At 34.8% G+C, this 21308-nt stretch carries 21 protein-coding genes; 1 reads left to right on the forward strand and 20 read right to left on the reverse strand.

All coding sequences use genetic code 11. The features are described from left to right. Position 1: 1 nt before the first annotated feature. The 7 genes from AC1RPK_RS02490 to AC1RPK_RS02520 all read right to left on the reverse strand — a co-directional run bounded on the left by AC1RPK_RS02490 (position 2) and on the right by AC1RPK_RS02520 (position 7382). Positions 2-1291 (reverse strand): dihydroorotase, encoded by a 1290-nt coding sequence (locus AC1RPK_RS02490; protein ID WP_481761312.1) that lies wholly within the window; start codon positions 1289-1291, stop codon positions 2-4. After that, positions 1288-2238, reverse strand: coding sequence for an aspartate carbamoyltransferase catalytic subunit (locus AC1RPK_RS02495; RefSeq protein WP_481761311.1), 951 nt, complete (start codon positions 2236-2238; stop codon positions 1288-1290). The genes AC1RPK_RS02490 and AC1RPK_RS02495 overlap by 4 nt, the downstream gene beginning before the upstream one ends. 14 nt (positions 2239-2252) lie before the next feature. Beyond that, positions 2253-3527 carry a solute carrier family 23 protein gene (locus AC1RPK_RS02500; RefSeq protein ID WP_481761310.1) on the reverse strand — a complete coding sequence of 425 codons (1275 nt, stop codon included), beginning with the start codon at positions 3525-3527 and terminating at the stop codon, positions 2253-2255. Between the two features lie 136 nt (positions 3528-3663). Beyond that, positions 3664-4209: a bifunctional pyr operon transcriptional regulator/uracil phosphoribosyltransferase PyrR gene (gene pyrR / locus AC1RPK_RS02505; protein WP_481761309.1), complete on the reverse strand. Its 546-nt coding sequence runs from the start codon at positions 4207-4209 to the stop codon at positions 3664-3666. A 146-nt stretch (positions 4210-4355) separates the two neighbouring features. Further along, positions 4356-5261: an RluA family pseudouridine synthase gene (locus AC1RPK_RS02510; RefSeq protein WP_409022551.1), complete on the reverse strand. Its 906-nt coding sequence runs from the start codon at positions 5259-5261 to the stop codon at positions 4356-4358. Next, on the reverse strand, positions 5258-5701 hold the full coding sequence (gene lspA / locus AC1RPK_RS02515) for a signal peptidase II (RefSeq protein ID WP_481761308.1): 444 nt from the start codon (positions 5699-5701) through the stop codon (positions 5258-5260). Before lspA ends, AC1RPK_RS02510 begins: the two co-directional genes overlap by 4 nt. A gap of 22 nt (positions 5702-5723) precedes the next feature. Beyond that, on the reverse strand, positions 5724-7382 hold the full coding sequence (locus tag AC1RPK_RS02520; protein WP_481761307.1) for a formate--tetrahydrofolate ligase: 1659 nt from the start codon (positions 7380-7382) through the stop codon (positions 5724-5726). Positions 7383-7519: 137 nt separating this feature from the next. Between AC1RPK_RS02520 and AC1RPK_RS02525 the strand changes: the two genes are divergently transcribed. Then, positions 7520-7726 carry a cold shock domain-containing protein gene (locus tag AC1RPK_RS02525; protein ID WP_409022794.1) on the forward strand — a complete coding sequence of 69 codons (207 nt, stop codon included), beginning with the start codon at positions 7520-7522 and terminating at the stop codon, positions 7724-7726. Positions 7727-7788: 62 nt separating this feature from the next. Here AC1RPK_RS02525 and purD read toward each other — a convergent pair whose 3' ends face one another. The 13 genes from purD to AC1RPK_RS02590 all read right to left on the reverse strand — a co-directional run bounded on the left by purD (position 7789) and on the right by AC1RPK_RS02590 (position 21236). Then, entirely contained in the window at positions 7789-9051 is a 1263-nt protein-coding gene (gene purD / locus AC1RPK_RS02530) for a phosphoribosylamine--glycine ligase (RefSeq protein WP_481761306.1), read from the reverse strand. Positions 9052-9102: 51 nt separating this feature from the next. Beyond that, the gene (purH, locus tag AC1RPK_RS02535; RefSeq protein ID WP_481761305.1) at positions 9103-10641 is read right to left on the reverse strand and encodes a bifunctional phosphoribosylaminoimidazolecarboxamide formyltransferase/IMP cyclohydrolase; all 1539 of its coding nucleotides are present in this window, start codon (positions 10639-10641) and stop codon (positions 9103-9105) included. 4 nt (positions 10642-10645) lie between these two features. Then, positions 10646-11224 (reverse strand): phosphoribosylglycinamide formyltransferase, encoded by a 579-nt coding sequence (gene purN, locus AC1RPK_RS02540; RefSeq protein WP_481761304.1) that lies wholly within the window; start codon positions 11222-11224, stop codon positions 10646-10648. A 1-nt stretch (position 11225) separates the two neighbouring features. Continuing rightward, a complete protein-coding gene (gene purM, locus AC1RPK_RS02545) occupies positions 11226-12260 on the reverse strand; it encodes a phosphoribosylformylglycinamidine cyclo-ligase (RefSeq protein ID WP_481761303.1) in 1035 nt (344 codons plus the stop codon). Between the two features lie 10 nt (positions 12261-12270). Further along, positions 12271-13701 carry an amidophosphoribosyltransferase gene (purF, locus tag AC1RPK_RS02550; RefSeq protein ID WP_481761302.1) on the reverse strand — a complete coding sequence of 477 codons (1431 nt, stop codon included), beginning with the start codon at positions 13699-13701 and terminating at the stop codon, positions 12271-12273. After that, positions 13686-15908: a phosphoribosylformylglycinamidine synthase subunit PurL gene (purL, locus tag AC1RPK_RS02555; protein ID WP_481761301.1), complete on the reverse strand. Its 2223-nt coding sequence runs from the start codon at positions 15906-15908 to the stop codon at positions 13686-13688. Before purL ends, purF begins: the two co-directional genes overlap by 16 nt. A gap of 1 nt (position 15909) precedes the next feature. Then, positions 15910-16584 carry a phosphoribosylformylglycinamidine synthase subunit PurQ gene (purQ, locus tag AC1RPK_RS02560; protein WP_481761300.1) on the reverse strand — a complete coding sequence of 225 codons (675 nt, stop codon included), beginning with the start codon at positions 16582-16584 and terminating at the stop codon, positions 15910-15912. Between the two features lie 2 nt (positions 16585-16586). Beyond that, positions 16587-16838: a phosphoribosylformylglycinamidine synthase subunit PurS gene (gene purS, locus AC1RPK_RS02565; protein ID WP_409022561.1), complete on the reverse strand. Its 252-nt coding sequence runs from the start codon at positions 16836-16838 to the stop codon at positions 16587-16589. Next, complete coding sequence (purC, locus tag AC1RPK_RS02570) at positions 16838-17557, reverse strand: phosphoribosylaminoimidazolesuccinocarboxamide synthase (RefSeq protein WP_481761407.1); 720 nt, start codon at positions 17555-17557, stop codon at positions 16838-16840. The genes purS and purC overlap by 1 nt, the downstream gene beginning before the upstream one ends. Before the next feature lie 200 nt (positions 17558-17757). After that, the gene (gene purB, locus AC1RPK_RS02575) at positions 17758-19053 is read right to left on the reverse strand and encodes an adenylosuccinate lyase (protein WP_481761299.1); all 1296 of its coding nucleotides are present in this window, start codon (positions 19051-19053) and stop codon (positions 17758-17760) included. Positions 19054-19068: 15 nt separating this feature from the next. Further along, positions 19069-20190 carry a 5-(carboxyamino)imidazole ribonucleotide synthase gene (gene purK / locus AC1RPK_RS02580; protein ID WP_481761298.1) on the reverse strand — a complete coding sequence of 374 codons (1122 nt, stop codon included), beginning with the start codon at positions 20188-20190 and terminating at the stop codon, positions 19069-19071. Further along, complete coding sequence (gene purE, locus AC1RPK_RS02585) at positions 20183-20668, reverse strand: 5-(carboxyamino)imidazole ribonucleotide mutase (RefSeq protein WP_481761297.1); 486 nt, start codon at positions 20666-20668, stop codon at positions 20183-20185. Before purE ends, purK begins: the two co-directional genes overlap by 8 nt. A gap of 175 nt (positions 20669-20843) precedes the next feature. After that, a complete protein-coding gene (locus tag AC1RPK_RS02590; protein ID WP_481761296.1) occupies positions 20844-21236 on the reverse strand; it encodes an EbsA family protein in 393 nt (130 codons plus the stop codon). Positions 21237-21308 lie beyond the last annotated feature (72 nt).

The following is a 21308-nucleotide window of genomic DNA, read 5'->3' on the forward strand; positions in this document are numbered from 1 at the left end:
TTTACTCAACCTTTCGACTATCATATTTGATTTCACCGCTAACTAGCGTTAACATTGTTTTCCCATAAATTTTTTGCCCTGTAAAAGGACTATTTTTACCTTTTGAGACATAATCTGCTTCATTAATTGTTTGCTCATTTTTGATATCAAAAATTGCAATATCTGCTACTGAACCAGGCTCAAACGTACCACCATTTAGATTAAACTGTTTGGCTGGCGCTTCACTCATTAGAACAATAAGTTGGGCTAATGTTAAAATCCCTGTTTTAACCATTCTTGTATATAACAACGGAAAGGCCGTTTCACTTCCAGTTATACCAAAAGCGGCATTAAGCATGCTACCGCGTTTTTCATCTTCACTATGTGGTGCATGATCTGTCGCAATCATATCGATTGTGCCATCTAATAATCCCTCGATCAAAGCTAGGCGATCTTCTTCAGTTCGTAATGGGGGGTTCATTTTAAAATTACCATTATCCATATGAATGTCTGAATCCGTTAATAATAAATGATGTGGTGAAACTTCACAGGAAACATTAATTCCATGACTCTTAGCAAGTCGAATTAATTCCACACTTTCTTTTGTAGAAACGTGACACATATGATAGTGAACACCCGTTTTTTGTGCAAGCATTAAATCTCGGGCTAATTGTGATGATTCTACAACCCCCATAATACCAGGTAGCCCTAGATTTTTTGCACGAACACCTTCGTTCATGACGCCACCAAATAATAATGAGTTATCTTCAACATGAGAGACAAGTGGTAAATTAACCTTTACTGCTTCTTTCATTGCAAGATACATTGTTCCAGCTGTCTGAATACCTGAGCCATCATTTGTAAAGGCGAATGCCCCGGCTTTTTTTAATTCTCCAAAATTTACTAATTCTTCAGAAGTTCTACCTTTGGTAATTGCAGCATATTGGGAAATATGTACTTGTCCGTCTTTTTGATTACGTCGCTTTATTTCAGCAAAATGTTCTAACGTATCAGGAACAGGATCTAAATTAGGCATGGCTCCTACTGTGGTAAAACCACCTCGGGCAGCGGCCTGACTTCCTGTCTTAATCGTCTCTTTGTATTCAAATCCAGGTTCCCTGTAATGGACATGAACGTCAATTAACCCGGGTACAACAATTAAATGTTCTGCATCAATAACTAAATCAACATTTAACAGTTCATCAGCTAAATTAGTGCCAATTGCTTTAATTTTGTCGTCTTCAATCAAGATATCTTGTTGGCTAAAACTATGATTCAAAAAAACGGTTCCGTTTTTAATTAATTTCTTCATGCTCTATTAGCCTCCATTAAATGACGTCCGTTAATGACAGCTTCTAAAATGGCCATTCTAACAAATACCCCATTCGTCATTTGTTTTACAAATCGTGATTGTTCACATTCAACTAATTCACTGGCTAATTCTACATCTCTATTAATCGGACCCGGATGCATAATAATTGTTTGTTTTTTTAATTTTTTACCGCGTTCAATACTTAATCCAAATTTTTCATGATAATTCTTTTTCGAAAATTTACTATCATCCGTATGACGCTCATGTTGGACACGTAGCATCATCATAACATCAACTTCACCAACTAATTCGTCCATTTCTAAATACTGACCGTATGCTTCAAATTCTTCAGAAAACCATTCCTTTGGACCTGAAAAGTATAATGAAGCACCTAATTTTTTTAATAATTGCATATTACTTTTAGCAACTCTCGAATTAGTTAAATCTCCTACAATTGCAACTTTTAAGTCTTTAAATGTCCCAAACTCTTCTTTAATCGTCATCATATCGAGTAAACATTGTGAAGGATGTTGTCCACTCCCATCTCCACCATTGATAATACCAACTCCCAAATCATTATCACCAATTAATTGTTGATAATATTCATTCTCAGGATGGCGGATAACTGCGATTTGAGTCCCAATAGCACCCATTGTTAAAACAGTATCGTATAAAGTTTCACCTTTACTGAGTGCACTAATACTTGGATTAAATGAGACAATGTTTAATTTCATACGTTGCTCAGCTACTTCAAAGCTACTATGTGTTCTGGTACTATTTTCAAAAAATAAATTTGTTGTAAAGATAGGATGTTTTAAGTTAAATAATGACGGATTTCGTTTAAACTTTTCAGCTCTTTCAATTAATGCTTCAACTTCTTCTGTAGATAGATCCTCGATTGATACTAAATGTTGTAACTGAACTAAATTTGTCTTTTTATCTAACAAAATATCATCTCCTATTATTTTTCGCTTTTAGCTTCTTTAGGTAAAATAAGGTTTAGTGCAATACCTACTACTGTTGCAAGTGCAATACTTGTTAATTGTAAATCGCCTACTTTTAAGTACATGCCACCAATTCCTAACACTAGGATACTGGCAGTAATCATCAGATTATGCTTTTTATCATAATCAATTTGATTATCGATTAAGATTCTTAACCCACTTGAAGCAATAACACCAAAGAGTAGAAAACTAATACCACCAATAACTGGTCCTGGAATACTTTGAATCAAAGCACTAATTTTTCCAACGAAACTAAAGACAATGGCGAAGAATGCGGCGCCACCAATCACCCAAATACTATGAACCTTAGTCATGGCTAAAACACCAATATTTTCACCGTACGAAGTTGTTGGAGGACCTCCAACAAATCCAGCAATAATTGATGATACACCATCACCGAAAAGGGTTCTATTTAGTCCAGGATCCTTGAAAAAGTTTCTTTTCGTTAATTTATTTAAAACCATTATATGACCCATATGCTCAGTCATTGTGACAAATGCGATTGGTGCCATACCAATAATGGCGCTCCAATAAATTTTAGGTTGGTAATTTATAAATGCAACATCGAATGCAGGTAATGTAAGCCAATTTGCCTTTTCTACCGTAGAAAAATCAACGATTCCACATAAGACGGCCATAATGTAGCCACAGACAATTCCTAATAAAATGGGAATTAAACTAATGAATCCTTTAAGATACATATTGAAAAATATTGTAATGGCCAGGGTGAAGATTGCGACCCAAACATATTTAATATCATAAGTACCCGATTTTAACATCGCGTTACTTGCTGCTGTTGTTGCCATAGATAATCCGATGACCATGACAACTGGCCCCACGACAACTGGTGGTAAAATACGATCAAGCCAACCTGAACCAACTTTTCCGATAATAATTGAAACAATCAGATAAACTAATCCAGCTGCAATCGTTCCTTGAGCAACCGCCGGATAACCGGATGTTTTCATTAACATTTGCATAACCGCAATAAAAGCAAAACTTGAACCAAGGTAAGCTGGAATTTTACCATTTGTAATTCCGATATAAACCAAAGTACCTACACCTGAACTAAATAAAGCAATACTTGGGTTCAAACCGACTAGAATAGGTACTAAAACTGTTGCTCCAAACATCGTGAACAAATGTTGAATTGATAATCCCATCCATTGCCCAAATGATGGTCTATCATGGATATCAAGTACAGCATCATCATTTCTAAACTTTTCTTTCATTTTCTCATTTCCTTTCTATATAAAAAACGCACCTCTATAGAGAGATGCGTTCGAAGTTGAAATCTAGTTTGGGCCTACGTTATTCCCTAATAGATTTCTAAATCGTTTGCTCTCTCTGGAACATCTTAACGATTTATTATTTAATTCTTTCAATTTCAATTGAGTCTTTGCCATCAATTTCTTCTACTGAAACTGATACTTGTTCATCTGACGAGGTAGGAATATTTTTCCCAACATAATCAGCTCTTATTGGTAATTCTCTATGGCCTCGATCAACAAGAACGGCTAAATTAATAGTTTGAGGTCTTCCTTGATCCATTAAAGCATCAAGTGCAGCTCTAATTGTACGTCCAGTATATAAAACATCATCAATTAATATAACTTGCTTACCTGTAATATCAAAATCAATTTGTTCACCTTGCGTATTAACAGTTGGTTCATTACCTAAACTTGCATCATGTCGGTCATCACGATAAAGTGCAATATCTAGTGAACCCACTGAAACATCAGCACCTTCAAGTTGTTTTAAGCGATCCGCAATTCGTCTTGCTAAATAGATGCCTCTTGTTTTGATTCCAATCAGTACCAGATTATCAATACCTTTATTCTTTTCAATAATTTCGTATGTCATTCTGGTTAAAGCACGTTTCATACCTAACGAATCTACTACTTCTTTTGCCATCTAGTATTCCTCCTTTTTTCCAATAAAAAAGCCCCCTAATCTAAAAATACTTAGACTAAGAGGCAGACTTCTAGAAAAGAAATCTATTCGCACATTACCTTTTAGTCTCACAGGACTATTTTAAAGGAACTTTATTGATTTTCATGTTACCTGATAGCGTTTGTTTTGTCAAGATAATCCAGCGTACTTTTAAAAATAGGTGGGATTGGTACTTCAAAAATAAGCTCTTTACCCGTTGTTGGATGCTTAAATCCAAGCTTAGCTGCATGTAAAAATTGACCATGCCCTTTAATTGTTTTACGTGACCCATATAAGGGATCACCTACAACTGGGTGCCCAATATATTGCATGTGAACACGAATTTGATGTGTACGACCTGTTTCTAACTGACACTTAATAAGTGAGTAGTTTTCATAATTTTTTTCCACTTTAAAATGTGTCACTGCTGGACGTCCATCTTTAACAACCGCTTGCTTCATACGATCTTTTGGTGAACGACCGAGTGGTGCTTTAATAATTCCTGATTCTTCTTTAATCGGTTGGTGTACTAAAGCAATATATTCACGAATATTCGTTTTTGCTTTCAATTGAGCAGCTAATGATTGATGTGCTTTATCATTTTTAGCAACCATTAAAAGTCCAGAAGTATCCTTATCAATTCGATGAACAATTCCTGGTCTAAAGGCACCATTAATTGTTGATAAAGGACTATGGAATAATAATGCATTAACTAATGTACCATCTGCATGCCCCGGTGATGGATGAACAACCATACCTTGCGGTTTATTCACAACAATAACATCATCATCTTCATAAACAATGTCTAATGGGATATCTTGTGGTATTAAATCTAACTCAACTGGTTCAGGTTCTACTAAATTAATTTTATCTCCTGGTTGGACGGCATATTTAGTCTTTTCTGTTTTACCATTAACTAAAATATCGCCACTTTCAATCCAGCGTTGTACTTTTGATCTAGATATTTCAGGCATTAACTTCGCAATAACCTTATCGAGACGTCCTGTCTCATCTTGAATTACTAATTCTGTCATTTATCGTCTTCCTTTAAAACAATTATTAATAAAATGATAACGCCAACTGTTAACGCAGTATCCGCCACGTTAAAAATTGGAAAGTTAACAAAATCTGTTTGAAACATATCAACAACATAACCAAATCTCAATCGATCAATAAAGTTGCCTAATGTTCCAGCAATCATCAATGTAATGCTGAACTTATAGCCCATGTTTGTTCTATATTTATAAAAGTAATAAATCATTAATCCTAATGCTAAAACAGAAACAATAAAAAAGAACCATTGTTTTCCAGCCAGTAAACTCCAAGCTGCACCATCGTTTCTAATATTAGCAATCGATAAAAAATTAGGTATAACTGTTTGACTCGTGTTCAACGCAATATTAGCTGAAACCACGTATTTCACTACTTGATCTACAACTAAAATAATTATTGCTAATAATGCATATAAAATCATATTAAATCCTCTTAATTCTTAATTAATATAACCCTGAAATTAGGCCATTATCGTCAATATCCATATGATTTGCAGCTGGATCTTTAGGTAATCCAGGCATCGTTAGGACATTTCCAGTTAGTGCAACTAAGAAACGCGATCCTAATTTAGGATTAAATTCACGTATATGAATTGTAAATTCCGTAGGTGCTCCTAACAGTTTAGCATTATCTGACAATGAATACTGTGTTTTTGCCATACAAATAGGTAATTTATCCCATCCCAATTCTTTAAACTGACGTAATTGCTGTTTTGCTTTAGGTGCATATTCAACTTTAGCGCCACCATAAATCGTTTTAACAATTTTTTCAATTTTAGTTTCAGCAGAATCATCAGCCTCGTACAATGCTTTAAATTCATGAATCTCATTCGTTGTTTCAATCACCTTTTTTGCTAAATCAAGAGCACCGGCACCACCTTGTCCCCAAACATCTGCAGGTATAGCGGAAACACCAATTTCAGAGGTAAGTTCAATCAAAGTTTGGACTTCAAGATCTGTATCAGCAGTAAACTTGTTAATAGCAACAACAACTGGAATGCCATAACGCTGCATACTTTCAACATGCTTCTTTAAATTAACAAATCCTGCTTTTAAAGCAGCAACATTTTCAGTATTCAATTCAGTTTTAGCAACTCCGCCATGCATTTTCAAAGCGCGGATTGTAGCAACAAGAACAATTGTATCAGGTGTCTTACCTAAGATTGGTGTTTTGATATCAAGAAATTTTTCAGCACCTAAGTCAGCCCCAAATCCCGCTTCCGTAATTGCATAGTCGCCCAATTGTAAGGCAGTTTGTGTTGCAAGAACACTATTACAGCCATGTGCGATATTAGCAAAAGGTCCGCCGTGAATAATGGCAGGTGTATGCTCTAAAGTCTGAACTAAATTAGGTTTAATTGCATCTTTTAATAACAAACTAATTGCACCAGTTACACCTAAATCAGCAACTGTAATTGGTTTTTTATCTATATTGTATGCTACAACAATATCACTGATTCTTGATTTTAGATCTTTAATATCTTTTGACAAACACAAAATAGCCATTAATTCACTGGCAACTGTAATATCAAATCCATCTTCTCTAGGTATCCCTTGCATTGGGCCACCAAGGCCTACTACAACATGGCGTAATGCACGATCGTTAATATCAAGTACTCGTTTCCAAATGATACGTCTTTGATCAATTTTTAAATCGTTACCTTGCTGAATATGATTATCAATCAAAGCAGCAAGTGTATTATTTGCAGTTGTTAAAGCATGCATATCACCTGTAAAGTGTAAATTAATATCTTCCATTGGGACAACTTGAGAATAACCACCACCAGTTGCGCCACCCTTCATCCCCATAACAGGACCTAAAGAAGGTTCTCTGAGAGCAATCATAACTTTCTCATTCAAACGATGCATAGCATCCCCTAAACCAACTGTTACGGTTGATTTACCTTCTCCAGCTGGAGTGGGACTAATTGCTGTAACGAGAATTAACTTAGAATTTTTATTTTTAGGTAAATCTAAAGGTAAGTTTATTTTTGCCTTAAAATTACCATATGGTTCAATATCAGTTTTTTTCAAACCAATCTCGTTAGCTACTTCTTCGATTGGTTTCATCACGTTTTTTTGTGCAATTTCTATATCGTTCAAATTGATCATCCCTTCATATTAAGTTCTTTTAAGTATAACTGAGAAAACTGCGATTGTCATTAGTTGCACTACTGGTTAAAGTTACCTATACTGTAGAAGTACTTAAACTTTACGACCAATTTTGGGAGGCGTTTGATATGGAATCTGGCATTGTTGAATGGTTTAGCGCACAAAAAGGTTATGGATTCATTGCTTATGGTGATGAAAAAGAGATATTTGTCCATTATACCGCTATACAATCTGACGCATTTAAAGTACTTGGAACTGGTCAAAATGTAACATTTGAAATTAAAGAAGGTAGCCGTGGTTTACAGGCCGCAAATGTTTCAATTGTCACTAATTAATCTGTCATAAACTCATAAAACGTTCATGCTTACTTGTACTATAAGTAAACATGAACGTTTTTTTATTTTAGATTCGCCCTATAACCAATATCCATTCTGTAAAATGTTTTGTGTGCTTCAAAATCAGCAATTAACTGATAAAGTTTCTGTTGTGCATCTGCCATGTCTACGCCTGATTCATGCATAATATAAATGCGTCCACCTGCACTAACTAATTTCTTATCAACTAATTTTACACCTGCAAAATCAATTCTGTTGGAAAGTGACTTAAAGTCACTTAAATTGGGTAATGTAATATTTTTTTCAGGATTTTCTGGATACCCATCAGCGGCAATAACGACACCTAGAGTGATTCCCTCTGTTTCCCATTGTAAAGATGGACTTTCATGCTGCAATAATTTTGAAATAACTAATGCAAAATCCGTTTTTAATCTTGGTAATACGACTTCAGTTTCGGGGTCGCCAAACCGAACATTGTATTCAATTACTTTTGGACCGTCTTTAGTTAAAATTACTCCCACATATAAAATACCTGTGAATGGAATACCACGTTTCATCATTTCATCCGCTGTTGGCTGAACAATTTTTTCAATTGATTCCGTAACAACATCTTCTGAAATTTGTGGAACTGGACAATATGCGCCCATTCCGCCGGTATTAGGACCATTATCTCCCTCAAATGCCCGTTTATGGTCTTGAGAAATTGGCATCGGATAAACTTTATCTCGATCAATAAATGCCATCAATGAAAATTCTTCACCCTCAAGGTACTCTTCAATTAATACTTCTGTTGTATTAAATTGTTGTTGGACTAAAAATGAACGCAAAGCATCAGTTGCTTCTGATAGATCTTGAGCAATAATAACGCCCTTACCACCAGCTAATCCATTTGCTTTAATAACTATTGGGAATGATTGGTGCGTCATATAATCTAATGCAGTCTGGTAATCGGTAAATGTCTGATAGTTAGCTGTCGGGATATTGGCTGACGCCATAACTTGTTTCGCAAATTCCTTTGACCCCTCTAACTGGGCAGCGGCTTTTGAAGGCCCATATATAACTAGGTTTTCTTCACGAAAAAAATCAGTTATGCCATCTATCAGTGGAATTTCTGGTCCAACAAAAGTCCAATCAATGTCATTTTCACGGACAAAGGTTGTCATGCCAATCCAATTAGTGATATCAATACCCACAGATTTAATCCCGTTGTTATTCATCCCAGGGTTTCCGGGTAAACAGTAAACATCTGAGACAGTATCACTTTCAATAAATTTACGTGCGATGGCATGTTCACGTCCGCCAGAACCAATAACTAAAATTTTCATTATTTAAAATAATCCTTTCATAGGTTAAAAAGATAGACTCATTTTAACAATTTAATGTTTGAAATGACGACGGCCACTAAATACCATAGCAATATTTTTGCGATTAGCCATATCAATTGACTCTTGGTCTTTAATTGACCCTCCCGGTTGAATAATTGCCGTAATACCATGATCAGCAGCATATTCAACACTATCATCCATTGGGAAGTAAGCATCTGAAGCTAAGACAAATGGTTCTACCATCCCATGTTCTAGTGCTTGCTCTAACGCAATTTTAACCGATCCGACACGGTTCATTTGACCCGCACCAATTCCAAGTGTTTGATCCTTAGTTGCAATTACAATCGCATTACTCTTAACATGCTTCACAATTCTTTGAGCGAATAATATTGCTTCTTTTTCATCACTTGTTGGTAATTTTTCAGTTACCGTTTTTAATTCTTCCATTTGGTCAATGACTTGATCACGTTCTTGAACAAGTAAGCCACCCATCACTGAGACATATTCATATTTATCAGCTTGGTCCTTTTGACTGAAATCAATTGTCATAACACGAAGATTTTTCTTCTTAGCTAAAATATCATATGCAGCATCTGTGAAGTTTGGTGCGATAATAATTTCAAGGAATAAATGATGTAATTCAGTTGCTGTTTCTAAATCAACTTCACGATTTAAGGCAATAATGCCTCCGAAAATTGACGTTTTATCAGCATCAAATGCTTTTTTCCATGCAGCATTAATCGTTTCTCCAGTACCAACCCCACAAGGATTCATATGTTTCATCGCAACGACAGCAGGTTGCTTAAATTCTGAGACAACTTTTAAAGCAGCGTCGGCATCTTTAATATTGTTATACGATAACTCTTTACCATGTAATTGTTTAGCGGCAGCAATCGAAAAAGCATTTGGTAAAGCTGATTGATAGAAAGCCGCTTTTTGATGTGCATTTTCACCATAACGCATTCCTTGTTTGAAATCATATGTTAATGACAATTTTTCAGGAAATTCAATTTCTAATTCTTTTGTTAAATAAGATGATATTAAAGTATCATATGCAGCCGTGTGTCTAAACGCTTTAGCTGCTAATTGTCGACGAAACTGATTATCCATTTTATCATCATCGAGTTTATCTAAAACAGACGGATAATCAGCTTTATCGACAACAACATAAACAGATTCAAAATTTTTGGCAGCAGAACGCAACATTGAAGGCCCACCAATATCGATTTGCTCAATAGCTTCTGACTCAGTAATACCAGGTTTTTCAATCGTTTCTTTAAAGGGATATAAGTTTACACAAACTAAATCGATTAAGGCAATATGTTCTTCTTCTAATTTAGCCATATGAGCTGGATTGTCACGCCTTGCTAATAACCCACCATGAATCATTGGGTGTAATGTTTTAACTCGTCCATCAAGCATTTCTGGAAAGTGAGTCACATCTTCAATTCTAATTACAGCGATATCGGCATCCTTTAAAATATTAAACGTACCACCAGTTGAAATAATTTCAAATCCACGTTTGATTAATCCCTGAGCGAAGTCTGCAACACCAGTTTTATCAGATACACTTATCAAAGCTCTTTTCATCTTATTAATCTCCCTTTTTATTGTTTAATAAATTTAGAATCACCTTTGGATATAGTTGGTGTTCAACATCATGAATCTTACTTTCCAATTGTTCAAGTGTTTCATTTGGTAAAATAGGAATACTTTGTTGCGCTATAATTGGCCCCGTATCAACACCTTCGTCAATGTAGTGTATCGTCACACCAGTTACACTAACACCTGCCTTATACGCATCCTCAATTCCATGAATACCTGGAAAAAGGGGTAACATTGCGGGATGAATATTAATAATTTCCATCGGATACTTACTCAATAATGTACTTGTAATCACACGCATATAACCCGCCAATAAAATGGTGTCGATTTGATACTTAGCTAATTCATTAACAATCACTTGTTCATAATGACTACGATTTTCAAAGTCTTTAGGTTGAATAATAAAGGTTGGAATTCCTCTACGTGCTGCCTTTTTAATGACAGCCGCTTTTGGTCGATCACAAACTAAAACTTCAATTTCTAATCCTGCATCTTTTAATGCCTGATTATCTGCAATAAATTCAAAATTAGAACCGGTCCCTGATGCAAAAATTGCTACTTTGACCATTTTATTTACCTACCAATTCGACCGTTTGATCAGTATTTTTAATTTCTATACTGCCTATTTCATAAGCGTGTACAGTTTCTTTATTTAATTGTGTCAGCACCTGTTCAACGTTAGCTTTATCAACAGCCAAAACCATTCCAATACCCATATTAAAAATTTCATACATCTCTGAATGGGGTATCTCACCGTATCTAGAGATGGCATCAAAAATTGGTAGTACTGGCCATAATCCTAGATTAATTGTTGCTTTTAGCCCTTCTGGTAACATTCTTGGTATATTTTCAATAAAGCCACCACCTGTAATATGTGCTGCGCCTTTAATCAAATTATCTTGAAATAAAGGAATCAGATCATCTACATAAATTTTTGTTGGTGTCATTAATATTTCAGCAAGTGATTCATTAGGTATTTCTGGTAAAGCTTCATCTAAATTAAAAGCCATGTCTTCAAGAAATATCTTTCTAACAAGTGAGAATCCATTTGAATGAATACCGGTTGACGAAATTCCAATTAAAATGTCATTTTCTTGAATTGAATGACCATCTATTAATTGACTTTTTTCAACAACACCAACCGCAAATCCGGCCATATCATAATGTGTTTTTTGATACATCCCTGGCATTTCAGCTGTTTCACCACCAATAAGATTCATATGTGCTGTTTGACATCCTTTAATTACCCCAGAAATAATACTTTCAATTTTTTGAGGTTCAGTTTTGCCAGTCGCTAAGTAGTCCAAAAAGTATAGAGGCGTTGCACCCTGAGCAACAATGTCATTAACACACATAGCCACACAATCAATCCCAATTGTGTCATGTCGATTTGTTTCAAAGGCAACCATCAATTTGGTGCCAACGCCATCAGTACCTGAAACCATAAGTGGCTCTATAATACCTAATCGACTGAGATCAAAGAGTCCTCCAAATCCACCAACTGAACTTGTTTCATTTACCAGTGACATTTGTTTATTAATTCGATTAACGACGTCATACCCTGCATTCACATCAACACCCGATTTTTGATAAGCATTTACCATTTTGAAGTCCTCACTTTTCTGTCGTTAAGTTTGCTAAATACTCATCCTCGTAATCATATAATGGCGTTGGATAATCACCATTAAAGTAAGCCATACATAGTCCTGAATATGGGGCATCTAAATTCAAACCAATTGAAGCAATTAATCCAGCTTCACTTAGAAATGCTAATGAGTCTGCCCCAATAATAGCCTTCATTTCTTCAATTGATTTATTTGCGGCAATTAATTCAGATTGCTTTTGAATATCAATCCCATAAAAACAAGGGTATTTAAGAGGTGGTGACGCAATTCGCAAATGAACTTCAGCAGCTCCAGCTTCTTTTAACAATCTAACAATGTGTTTACTCGTTGTCCCCCGAACAATTGAATCATCGACTAAAATAATCTTTTTACCCTTAACCACGCTTTTAACAGCTGATAATTTCATTCGCACCCCTTGTTCTCTAAGTCTTTGGGTGGGTTGAATAAAGGTCCGGCCAATATATTGATTTTTAACTAATCCCATTTCATAAGGAATGCCACTTTCTTCTGCATAACCACTAGCTGCAGACAATGAGGAATTTGGTACACCAATAACCATATCTGCATCAATACCCGTTTCTCGTGCTAGTTTGCGACCCATTCTTTTACGAGCAGAATGGACATTAATCCCACAAATATCCGAATCCGGTCTTGCAAAATAAATATATTCCATTGAACAAATTGACATTTTAGTTTCAGTTGTATAAACGTCAATTGATAGCCCTTCGTCAGTAATAGTGACGATTTCACCAGGGTTCACATCGCGAACGAATTCTGCCCCAACAGAATCTAAAGCACAGGTTTCACTTGCAACGACGTAAGCACCATTTACCATTTGACCAATAGATAGTGGTCTAAATCCATTTGGATCAAGTGCCGCAATCATGTAGTTTGACGTCATTAATAAGTAAGCAAACCCACCATGTACTTGATTTAATGCGTCTTTAACCTGTTCATGCAAAGTGTCTTGTGATGAACGACGAATTAAGTGCATCAAAACCTCTGAATCCGAACTTGATTTGAAAATAGCCCCATCTTGCTCTAACTCATTTCTAAGCGTTACCGCATTAGTTAAATTACCATTATGGGCTAAGGCAAACTGTGTATCGTAAAAATCAAATAAAAATGGCTGAATGTTATCAATTCCGTTACTACCGGCCGTTGCATAACGTACATGTCCAATAGCTGCATTACCGGTTAATTTTTTTATTTTTTCAGGATTTCTAAAAACATCTGATAGTAATCCTAATCCTCTATAACCAATTAGTTTACCTTCATCATTTGATACAATTCCTGCACCTTCTTGGCCGCGATGTTGTAAACTATGCAGACCAAAATAGGTAATCTGATTTGCATCTTCATTTCCCCAAACACCAAAAACACCACATTCTTCATTTAAACTTCTTATTTCATTAGGCACGGAATTGCATCCTCCCAAACTTGTTTGGCTTCAGAAGTTGTAAGAGTTATCTTACTCCCTTTTGTCGTCACGTTAATTAATTGGTCTGCTGTAACACAGCCAATTTTTTCAGCAGTTTGATTCATTAAATTTTCAAAATCTGTCTTATTTTCTGATTTAATCGATAAAATGAATCGCGATTGTGATTCTGAGAAAAGTTGTGCATCTGTCATATTTACATTAATATCAATACCTAAATCGTTTTTAAATACGGATTCACTTAAAGCAACGGCTAGACCACCTTCAGATAAATCATGTGCACTTTCGACTAAACCAGATTCGATAGCTTCTAAAACAAACGCTTGGTTACTTTGTTCAGTCTTTAAATCAAAATGTTTAATATCTCCGGAAATCTCGTTAGTAGTCATTTTCTGAATTTCTGAACCATTAAAATCATTATAAGTTGTACCCACTAAATAAATTAAATCATTAGCATGTTTAAAATCTTGCGTTGTTATATTTTTAACATCTTTAATTAAACCAACCATTCCAATCATTGGCGTTGGATAAATGGCTTGTTCATTAAATTCATTATATAAAGAGACATTACCAGAAATAACAGGTGTATTAAATAAGTCACATGCTTCAGAAATACCGATAGCACTTTGATCAAATTCCCAAAAAATTTCTGGATTTTCAGGACGTCCATAATTTAAGCAATCTGTAATAGCGAGTGGTTGTCCACCAGATGCAACTATGTTACGCGCTGCTTCAGAAACAGCAATTTGACCACCAACCTTAGGATTCAAGTAAATATAACGCGCATTACAATCTGTTGTCATTGCGAGTGCCTTATTAGTTTCTCTAATTCGAATAACACCTGCATCACTACCAGGTCTAACCACTGTATTGACTTTAACTTGAGAATCGTACGTTTCGTACAATGATTTTTTGGATGCGATTGTTGGTTGTTGTAACAAATCTAACCAAGTTTGCTTCGTATTTTCTATTTCAGGTATAAAATCAGACTGCGCTTTAAATTTGCTGATTCTTGCAGGTTCTTTTTGTTCCTTATGATAGACTGGTGCATCACTTGCTAAAGAATCAACGGGAATATTAGCAACAATTTTTCCCTCATGTATTAAAACATAATCCGTATTTTCTGTTACATACCCGATATTAACGGCTTCTAAATCATATTTTTTAAATAAATTGATAACTTTAGTTTCAAATTCAGGTTTAATACAAAGAACCATCCGTTCTTGAGATTCAGATAACATCATTTCGTAAGCAGACATATTAGTTTCACGTTGTGGAACGTTATCTAAATCAAGTACCATCCCTGATTTAGCTTTCGAGGCCATTTCAGCAGTTGACGAAACTAATCCAGCAGCTCCCATATCTTGAATACCAACTAACCAGTCTGGATGATCTAGAATAAGTTCGAGACAAGCATCCATTAATAATTTTTCCATGAATGGATCACCAACTTGAACAGCTGAACGCTGTGTTTCTTTATCATCAGCAAATTCATCAGAAGCAAACGTTGCCCCATGAATACCATCACGACCCGTTTTAGCACCAACATAAATAACTAGATTTCCATCACCTTTTGCCTGGCCTTTTTGAATATTTTTATGATCAATCAGTCCAACACACATTGCATTTACTAGTGGGTTACCCTCATAACAAGGATCAAATCCTATTTCTCCACCAACAGTTGGAATACCAATACAGTTACCGTATCCTCCGATACCAGCTACAATTTCTGAAACAAGATACTTAGTGTGCTCATTATCTAGTTCACCGAAACGTAAACTGTCAAGAAGTGCAATAGGTGTTGCCCCCATTGAAAAAATATCTCTGATAATACCGCCGACACCTGTTGCGGCACCTTCATAGGGTTCAACAGCTGAGGGATGATTATGGCTTTCAGCTTTAAATACAACTGCTTTACCATCACCAATATCAATAACACCAGCACCTTCTCCAGGTCCTTGTAAAACTTGCGGCCCAGAATTTGGAAAATGTTTTAAAACGGGGCGGGAATTTTTGTAAGAACAATGCTCACTCCACATTACTGAAAATAAACCAGTTTCAGTATAGTTAGGTTGACGACTTAAAATATCATCTTTAATTAACTTATATTCTGAATCAGTTAATCCCCAATTTTGATATAATTTGGTATCTTCAATTATTTGTGCCGTCGGTTCTTGTTTTGTAACCAAATTAACCCACTCCCTCTGTGTATGTCGTTAACATCGATTTAAATAAATTTAGGCCGTCCGTTGAACCGAGCAATGCTTCAATAGCACGTTCTGGATGCGGCATCATACCAAGTACATTTCCACGCTCATTAATAATTCCAGCAATATTATCAATACTTCCATTTGGGTTATCTTGATATCTAAAAATAATTTGATTATTTTTCTTAAGAGAAGCTAATGTTTCATCATCACAATAATAATTACCCTCGCCATGAGCAATTGGTAATTCAATTGTCGTTTGCGTTTTATAATCAGTTGTAAAACGCGTTTGATTATTAACAATTTCCAAAGTAACTGGCTTACAAATAAATTTAATATTTTTATTTTGAATTAATGCACCTGGAAGTAGTTGCATTTCCGTTAACATTTGAAATCCATTACAGGTTCCAAACACTAGTTTACCTTCATCCGCAAAACGTCTCACTTCATTCATAATGGGTGATAAACTGGCAATTGCCCCACTTCTTAAGTAATCGCCGTATGAAAATCCACCTGGAAGTAATACACCATCAAAACCATCAAGAGATTCCTCTGTATACGACACAAACTCAGCTTGTTCATGTAAACCATCCCGAATAGCGTGAAGTAAATCATAATCACAATTTGAACCAGGAAATACAACAACTGCAAATTTCATGATTAAGCCTCCACTTTTTCAAGTTCGTAACGATATTGCTCCATATTTGGATTAGCTAATAATTTATCACAAATCGCATCAATTTTTTGGTCTATCTCTAATTCAGTTGCTTCAACCTTTAACACAAAATATTTACCAACTCGAACGTCACTAACACCTGAGAATCCTAATCGGTTAATCGCTTCATTAACAGCTTGACCTTGCGGATCTAAAACTGATTCTTTATATGTAACGTAAACTTTTACACTATACATTATTTGACCTCATTTCGATTTTTTAGTCGGTTTAAAACATCTTGATATACTGGAATAATGCTACCTTGGTTTTTTCTGAAAATATCCTTATCTAATGATTTATGTGTCTTCGAATCCCATAAACGTGCATTATCAGGTGAAAATTCATCTGCCAAAATAAGTTCCCCATGATACCGACCGAATTCAAGTTTAAAATCAATTAAATCAATATTGATGTCTTTAAATAATTTATACAGTAGCTGATTAATATGAAGGACTTGTTTCTTTATTTCGTCCATTTCTATTTTAGTCGCAAAATTTAACGCAAAAATTTGTGACTCATTTATTCCAGGATCGTCTAGAGCATCATTCTTATAATAGTATTCAATAACAGGAACTGTTAATTTAGTTCCTTCAACTTGATCAAATTTACGAGCAAAACTACCTGCAATAGTATTTCGTAAAACAACTTCAATTGGAATTATTTCAACTTTTTTAACTAATTGTTCGGTTTTAGAAACATCTTCAATGAAATGTGTTTTAATACCGTTTGCCATTAAATAAGAAAAAATAATATCAGATATTTGATGGCTTAATAATCCCTTACCTAATATTTCTTCTTTCCGTTTACCATTAAGTGCGGTAGCTTGGTTTTTGTATACCATTCTTAATACTTCTTCATCATTAGTTTGATAAACATCTTTAGCTTTTCCTTCGTAAATCAATTGATCCAAGCGAATAGCCCCCTTAAGAATAAAAACATATAAAAATATACTTTTTAACTAAATAGTTCGTTCTTTACAAATATAGTTTAACAATTACTATATAATTTATCAAGGTAAAATACGATTATTTTTATATTTTTTTAATTTAAAGTTCGTATTATGGCAAACAAAAAACCATAAAGCTATTAAAATAACTTTATGGTTTACATATTTCTTTAAATGAGACCAATTCGTTCGAAAATAGCATCAACATTTCTAATATGATAATGATAATCAAAAGCATCATCTAAGTCTGCTTGAGTTAATGCAGACATTATTTGTTCATCTGCTTCTAATAAGGGACGGAACTGTATTTGTTGATCCCAAGAGATTGCCGTCTTAGGTTGAATTAAATCATATGCAGCCTCTCTAGACATGCCACTATCAATTAATTTAAGTAAAACTCTTTGGCTGTAAATAAGACCAAAAGTACGGTCCATATTTTTTTTCATATTTTCCGGAAATACTGTTAATTCTTTAACTATTTTTGTAAAGCGACGTAGCATGTAATCTAATAAAATAGTTGTATCGGGTAATATAATACGTTCTGCAGAGCTATGTGAAATATCTCGTTCATGCCATAATGTAACATCTTCGAAGGCAGTGACCATATGTCCTCGAATGACACGCGCTAACCCTGTAATATTTTCTGAACCAATTGGATTACGTTTATGTGGCATAGCTGATGAACCTTTTTGGCCTTTAGCGAAATATTCTTCAACTTCTCGTGTCTCACTTTTTTGTAATCCACGAATTTCTGTTGCCATTTTTTCAATCGATGTTGCAAGAAGAGCCATCTCAGAAACATAATTAGCATGTAAATCTCGTGGTAAGACTTGTGTCGATATTTCTTGAGGTCTAATTCCAAGATGCTCACAAACATAAGTTTCCACAAACATTGGGATATTGGCAAATGTTCCTACAGCACCACTAATTTTTCCAGCTTCAACATCTAATGCTGCATCATTAAAACGAATTTGATGACGTTTCATTTCAGAATACCACAATGCAATTTTCAATCCAAATGTTGTTGGTTCAGCATGTACACCGTGTGTTCTACCCATCATAACAGTATCTTTATATTCAACTGCTTTATCAGCTAAAACAGCCATAAATTCTTCAATATCCTTACGCAAAATTTCATTAGCCTGTTTTAAAATAGATCCATACGCTGTATCAACTACATCTGTAGAAGTTAATCCATAATGAACCCACTTACGTTCTTCCCCTAGAGATTCTGAGACAGCTCTTGTAAAGGCAACGACATCATGCTTTGTTTCTTGTTCAATTTCTAAAATACGATCAATATCAAAACTAGCATTTTTACGAATTTTTTCAGCGTCTTCTGCTGGAACATGGCCTAGTTCAACCCAAGCCTCACTAGCTAATGTTTCAACTTCTAACCAAGCTTTATATTTATTTTCATCTGACCATATGGCACCCATCTCAGCATTTGTATAACGATCAATCATTTTTATCTTCCTCTCTTAATCCCAAATTTTCGTTTGATATACATCAATTTTAGCTTGCTCAATATTATCGGTTAATATCGTTACATGACCCATCTTACGATCTTGTTTTGCTTCATTTTTACCATAAAAATGAAACCGCCATTGACCTTCATTTTGAATTTCATTTAATACTGACTGGACATGTTGTCCCAAAATATTAATCATAATAGCATGACTTAACAACTGTGGTTTTAACATTGGTAAATTACAAATTCCTCTAATATGCGCTTCAAATTGTGATAAGGAACAGGCCTCAATTGTTAAATGTCCGGAATTATGTGGTCTAGGTGCAATTTCATTAACATAAACGCCACCTGAATCTGAAACAAAAAATTCAATCCCCATTGTTCCAACAGACAAACAATCATCAGCAATTTGACTTGCAATAATTTCAACTTCTTTTCTTGTCTCAATCGATAAACGACTCGGACAAGAACTCTCATGTAAAATATTATGACGATGTTGATTTTCGATAATCGGAAAAATACTTTGTTGGCCTAATTCATTTCTAGCAATGATAACGGAAACTTCACGATCAAACTGAACAAAGCCTTCTAACACGCATGTTCTATTTTGAATCAATTTTCCCGCTTCAATCAAATCAGCACTTGTCTTTAAAATAACTTGTCCTTTACCATCATATCCGCCACGAATCGTTTTTAAAATTGATGGGTACCCAGTTATTTTAATGGCATTTTCTAAATCATCAAAACTTTGTATTAATTTAAATGGTGCGATTGGATAATTATGAGCTTCCAAAAATTGTTTCTCACTAATTCTATCTTGTGAAATACGCAGTGCAGTCGACCCTTGTGGAACATAGCAATATTGCTTTGCTGCATCAATCGTATCAGCATCTACATTTTCAAACTCAAACGTTAGTACATCACACATTTTTGCAAGATTTAAAATAGCAATCTCATCGTCATAATCTGCAATCACTTGTTTGTCCGCAACCTGAGCAGCTGGGCAATCTTTTTGCGGATCTAATATAATCACACGATAACCCATTTCTTTTGCAGACGTTGTCATCATTTGTCCTAGCTGACCACCACCAATAATACCAATTGTTTGTCCTGGTAATATCCTTTTAATCAAGTAAATCACTACTTTCCAAAGATTTTTGATGGAGTGATAATTGATATGACTTTAAATTATCTTTTATAGTTGAATCACTTAAGGCACAAATTTTTGCGGCAAAGATGCCGGCATTTGTTGCACCTGCTTTACCAATTGCCATAGTTGCTACGGGTGTTCCCGCAGGCATCTGAACAATTGACAGTAAAGAGTCTATTCCATTTAGCGCATGGGACTGCACCGGAACGCCTACTACAGGGATGACGGTTGAAGCTGCAATCATTCCTGGTAAATGTGCGGCACCACCCGCACCAGCAATAATAACTTCATACCCATTTTTATCCGCACTTTCTGCAAATTTAATCATTTCTATTGGCATTCGATGTGCCGAAATAACTTTTTTATCATACTCAATATCAAGTTCATCTAATAAATTAGCCGTAAATTTCATTGTGGTCCAGTCGGAAATCGATCCCATTACAATTGCTATCTTTGCCATTCGATTACCTCCAAATTTAATAAACCTATTCTATCAACAACTCAGCGTTGTGTCAAAGCAAAAAAAGGACGAAATTAAAAAATTAATAAAAATAGTTCGTATTTTAATGGATATTCAAGCTATTTCTCTTTTTAATATTTCTTTTTTATAAAAAAATAAATGACACCTATTGGCATCATTTATTTCCCTTTTTAAGGTCCGTGTATAATTGTAACTTGCTTCTAGAATTCAAAACAACTGACTTTTTACTATTGGCTAAATAAAAAGATAGTCCAAATCTTCTTAATTTAACTTGTTTTATTGCGGAAATTTCAATTATTTCATTATGTTTTCGAATAACCTTAGTTAACTTAATATTTTTGTCGTCAACTATTAATTTACGATTCAAGATTTGAACAATTGATACAATAAGAAAAAGTATAAATAAAACAATTGTCCAAATTTGTAATGTTGTTATCTCTAACCATAATAATAAACTACCTAAAAATAAGCAGAACGTCCATGACCATAAAATAACCGTTTTAGCTAGCTCGGGTTGATAAAAATATGTTTTTTGATATTTTTTCATGCTTATGATCTCCTCTAACACAATAAAATTATTCTTCTATATTTAAAGCTTAACATAATTGATCAGATATTC

Source organism: Dellaglioa sp. CoH-55-MRSF-6 (assembly GCF_056782215.1).

Bases quoted from the DNA above. Each gene is read 5' to 3' on its own strand.
- purS (WP_409022561.1), bottom strand. From the start codon at position 16,838: ATGTATAGTGTAAAAGTTTACGTTACATATAAAGAATCAGTTTTAGAT.
- purQ (WP_481761300.1), bottom strand. From the start codon at position 16,584: ATGAAATTTGCAGTTGTTGTATTTCCTGGTTCAAATTGTGATTATGAT.
- AC1RPK_RS02590 (WP_481761296.1), bottom strand. From the start codon at position 21,236: ATGAAAAAATATCAAAAAACATATTTTTATCAACCCGAGCTAGCTAAA.
- AC1RPK_RS02490 (WP_481761312.1), bottom strand. From the start codon at position 1,291: ATGAAGAAATTAATTAAAAACGGAACCGTTTTTTTGAATCATAGTTTT.
- AC1RPK_RS02500 (WP_481761310.1), bottom strand. From the start codon at position 3,527: ATGAAAGAAAAGTTTAGAAATGATGATGCTGTACTTGATATCCATGAT.
- AC1RPK_RS02510 (WP_409022551.1), bottom strand. From the start codon at position 5,261: ATGACAGAATTAGTAATTCAAGATGAGACAGGACGTCTCGATAAGGTT.
- purE (WP_481761297.1), bottom strand. From the start codon at position 20,668: ATGGCAAAGATAGCAATTGTAATGGGATCGATTTCCGACTGGACCACA.
- AC1RPK_RS02525 (WP_409022794.1), top strand. From the start codon at position 7,520: ATGGAATCTGGCATTGTTGAATGGTTTAGCGCACAAAAAGGTTATGGA.
- lspA (WP_481761308.1), bottom strand. From the start codon at position 5,701: ATGATTTTATATGCATTATTAGCAATAATTATTTTAGTTGTAGATCAA.
- pyrR (WP_481761309.1), bottom strand. From the start codon at position 4,209: ATGGCAAAAGAAGTAGTAGATTCGTTAGGTATGAAACGTGCTTTAACC.
- purD (WP_481761306.1), bottom strand. From the start codon at position 9,051: ATGAAAATTTTAGTTATTGGTTCTGGCGGACGTGAACATGCCATCGCA.
- purH (WP_481761305.1), bottom strand. From the start codon at position 10,641: ATGAAAAGAGCTTTGATAAGTGTATCTGATAAAACTGGTGTTGCAGAC.
- purM (WP_481761303.1), bottom strand. From the start codon at position 12,260: ATGGTAAATGCTTATCAAAAATCGGGTGTTGATGTGAATGCAGGGTAT.
- purN (WP_481761304.1), bottom strand. From the start codon at position 11,224: ATGGTCAAAGTAGCAATTTTTGCATCAGGGACCGGTTCTAATTTTGAA.
- purB (WP_481761299.1), bottom strand. From the start codon at position 19,053: ATGATTGATCGTTATACAAATGCTGAGATGGGTGCCATATGGTCAGAT.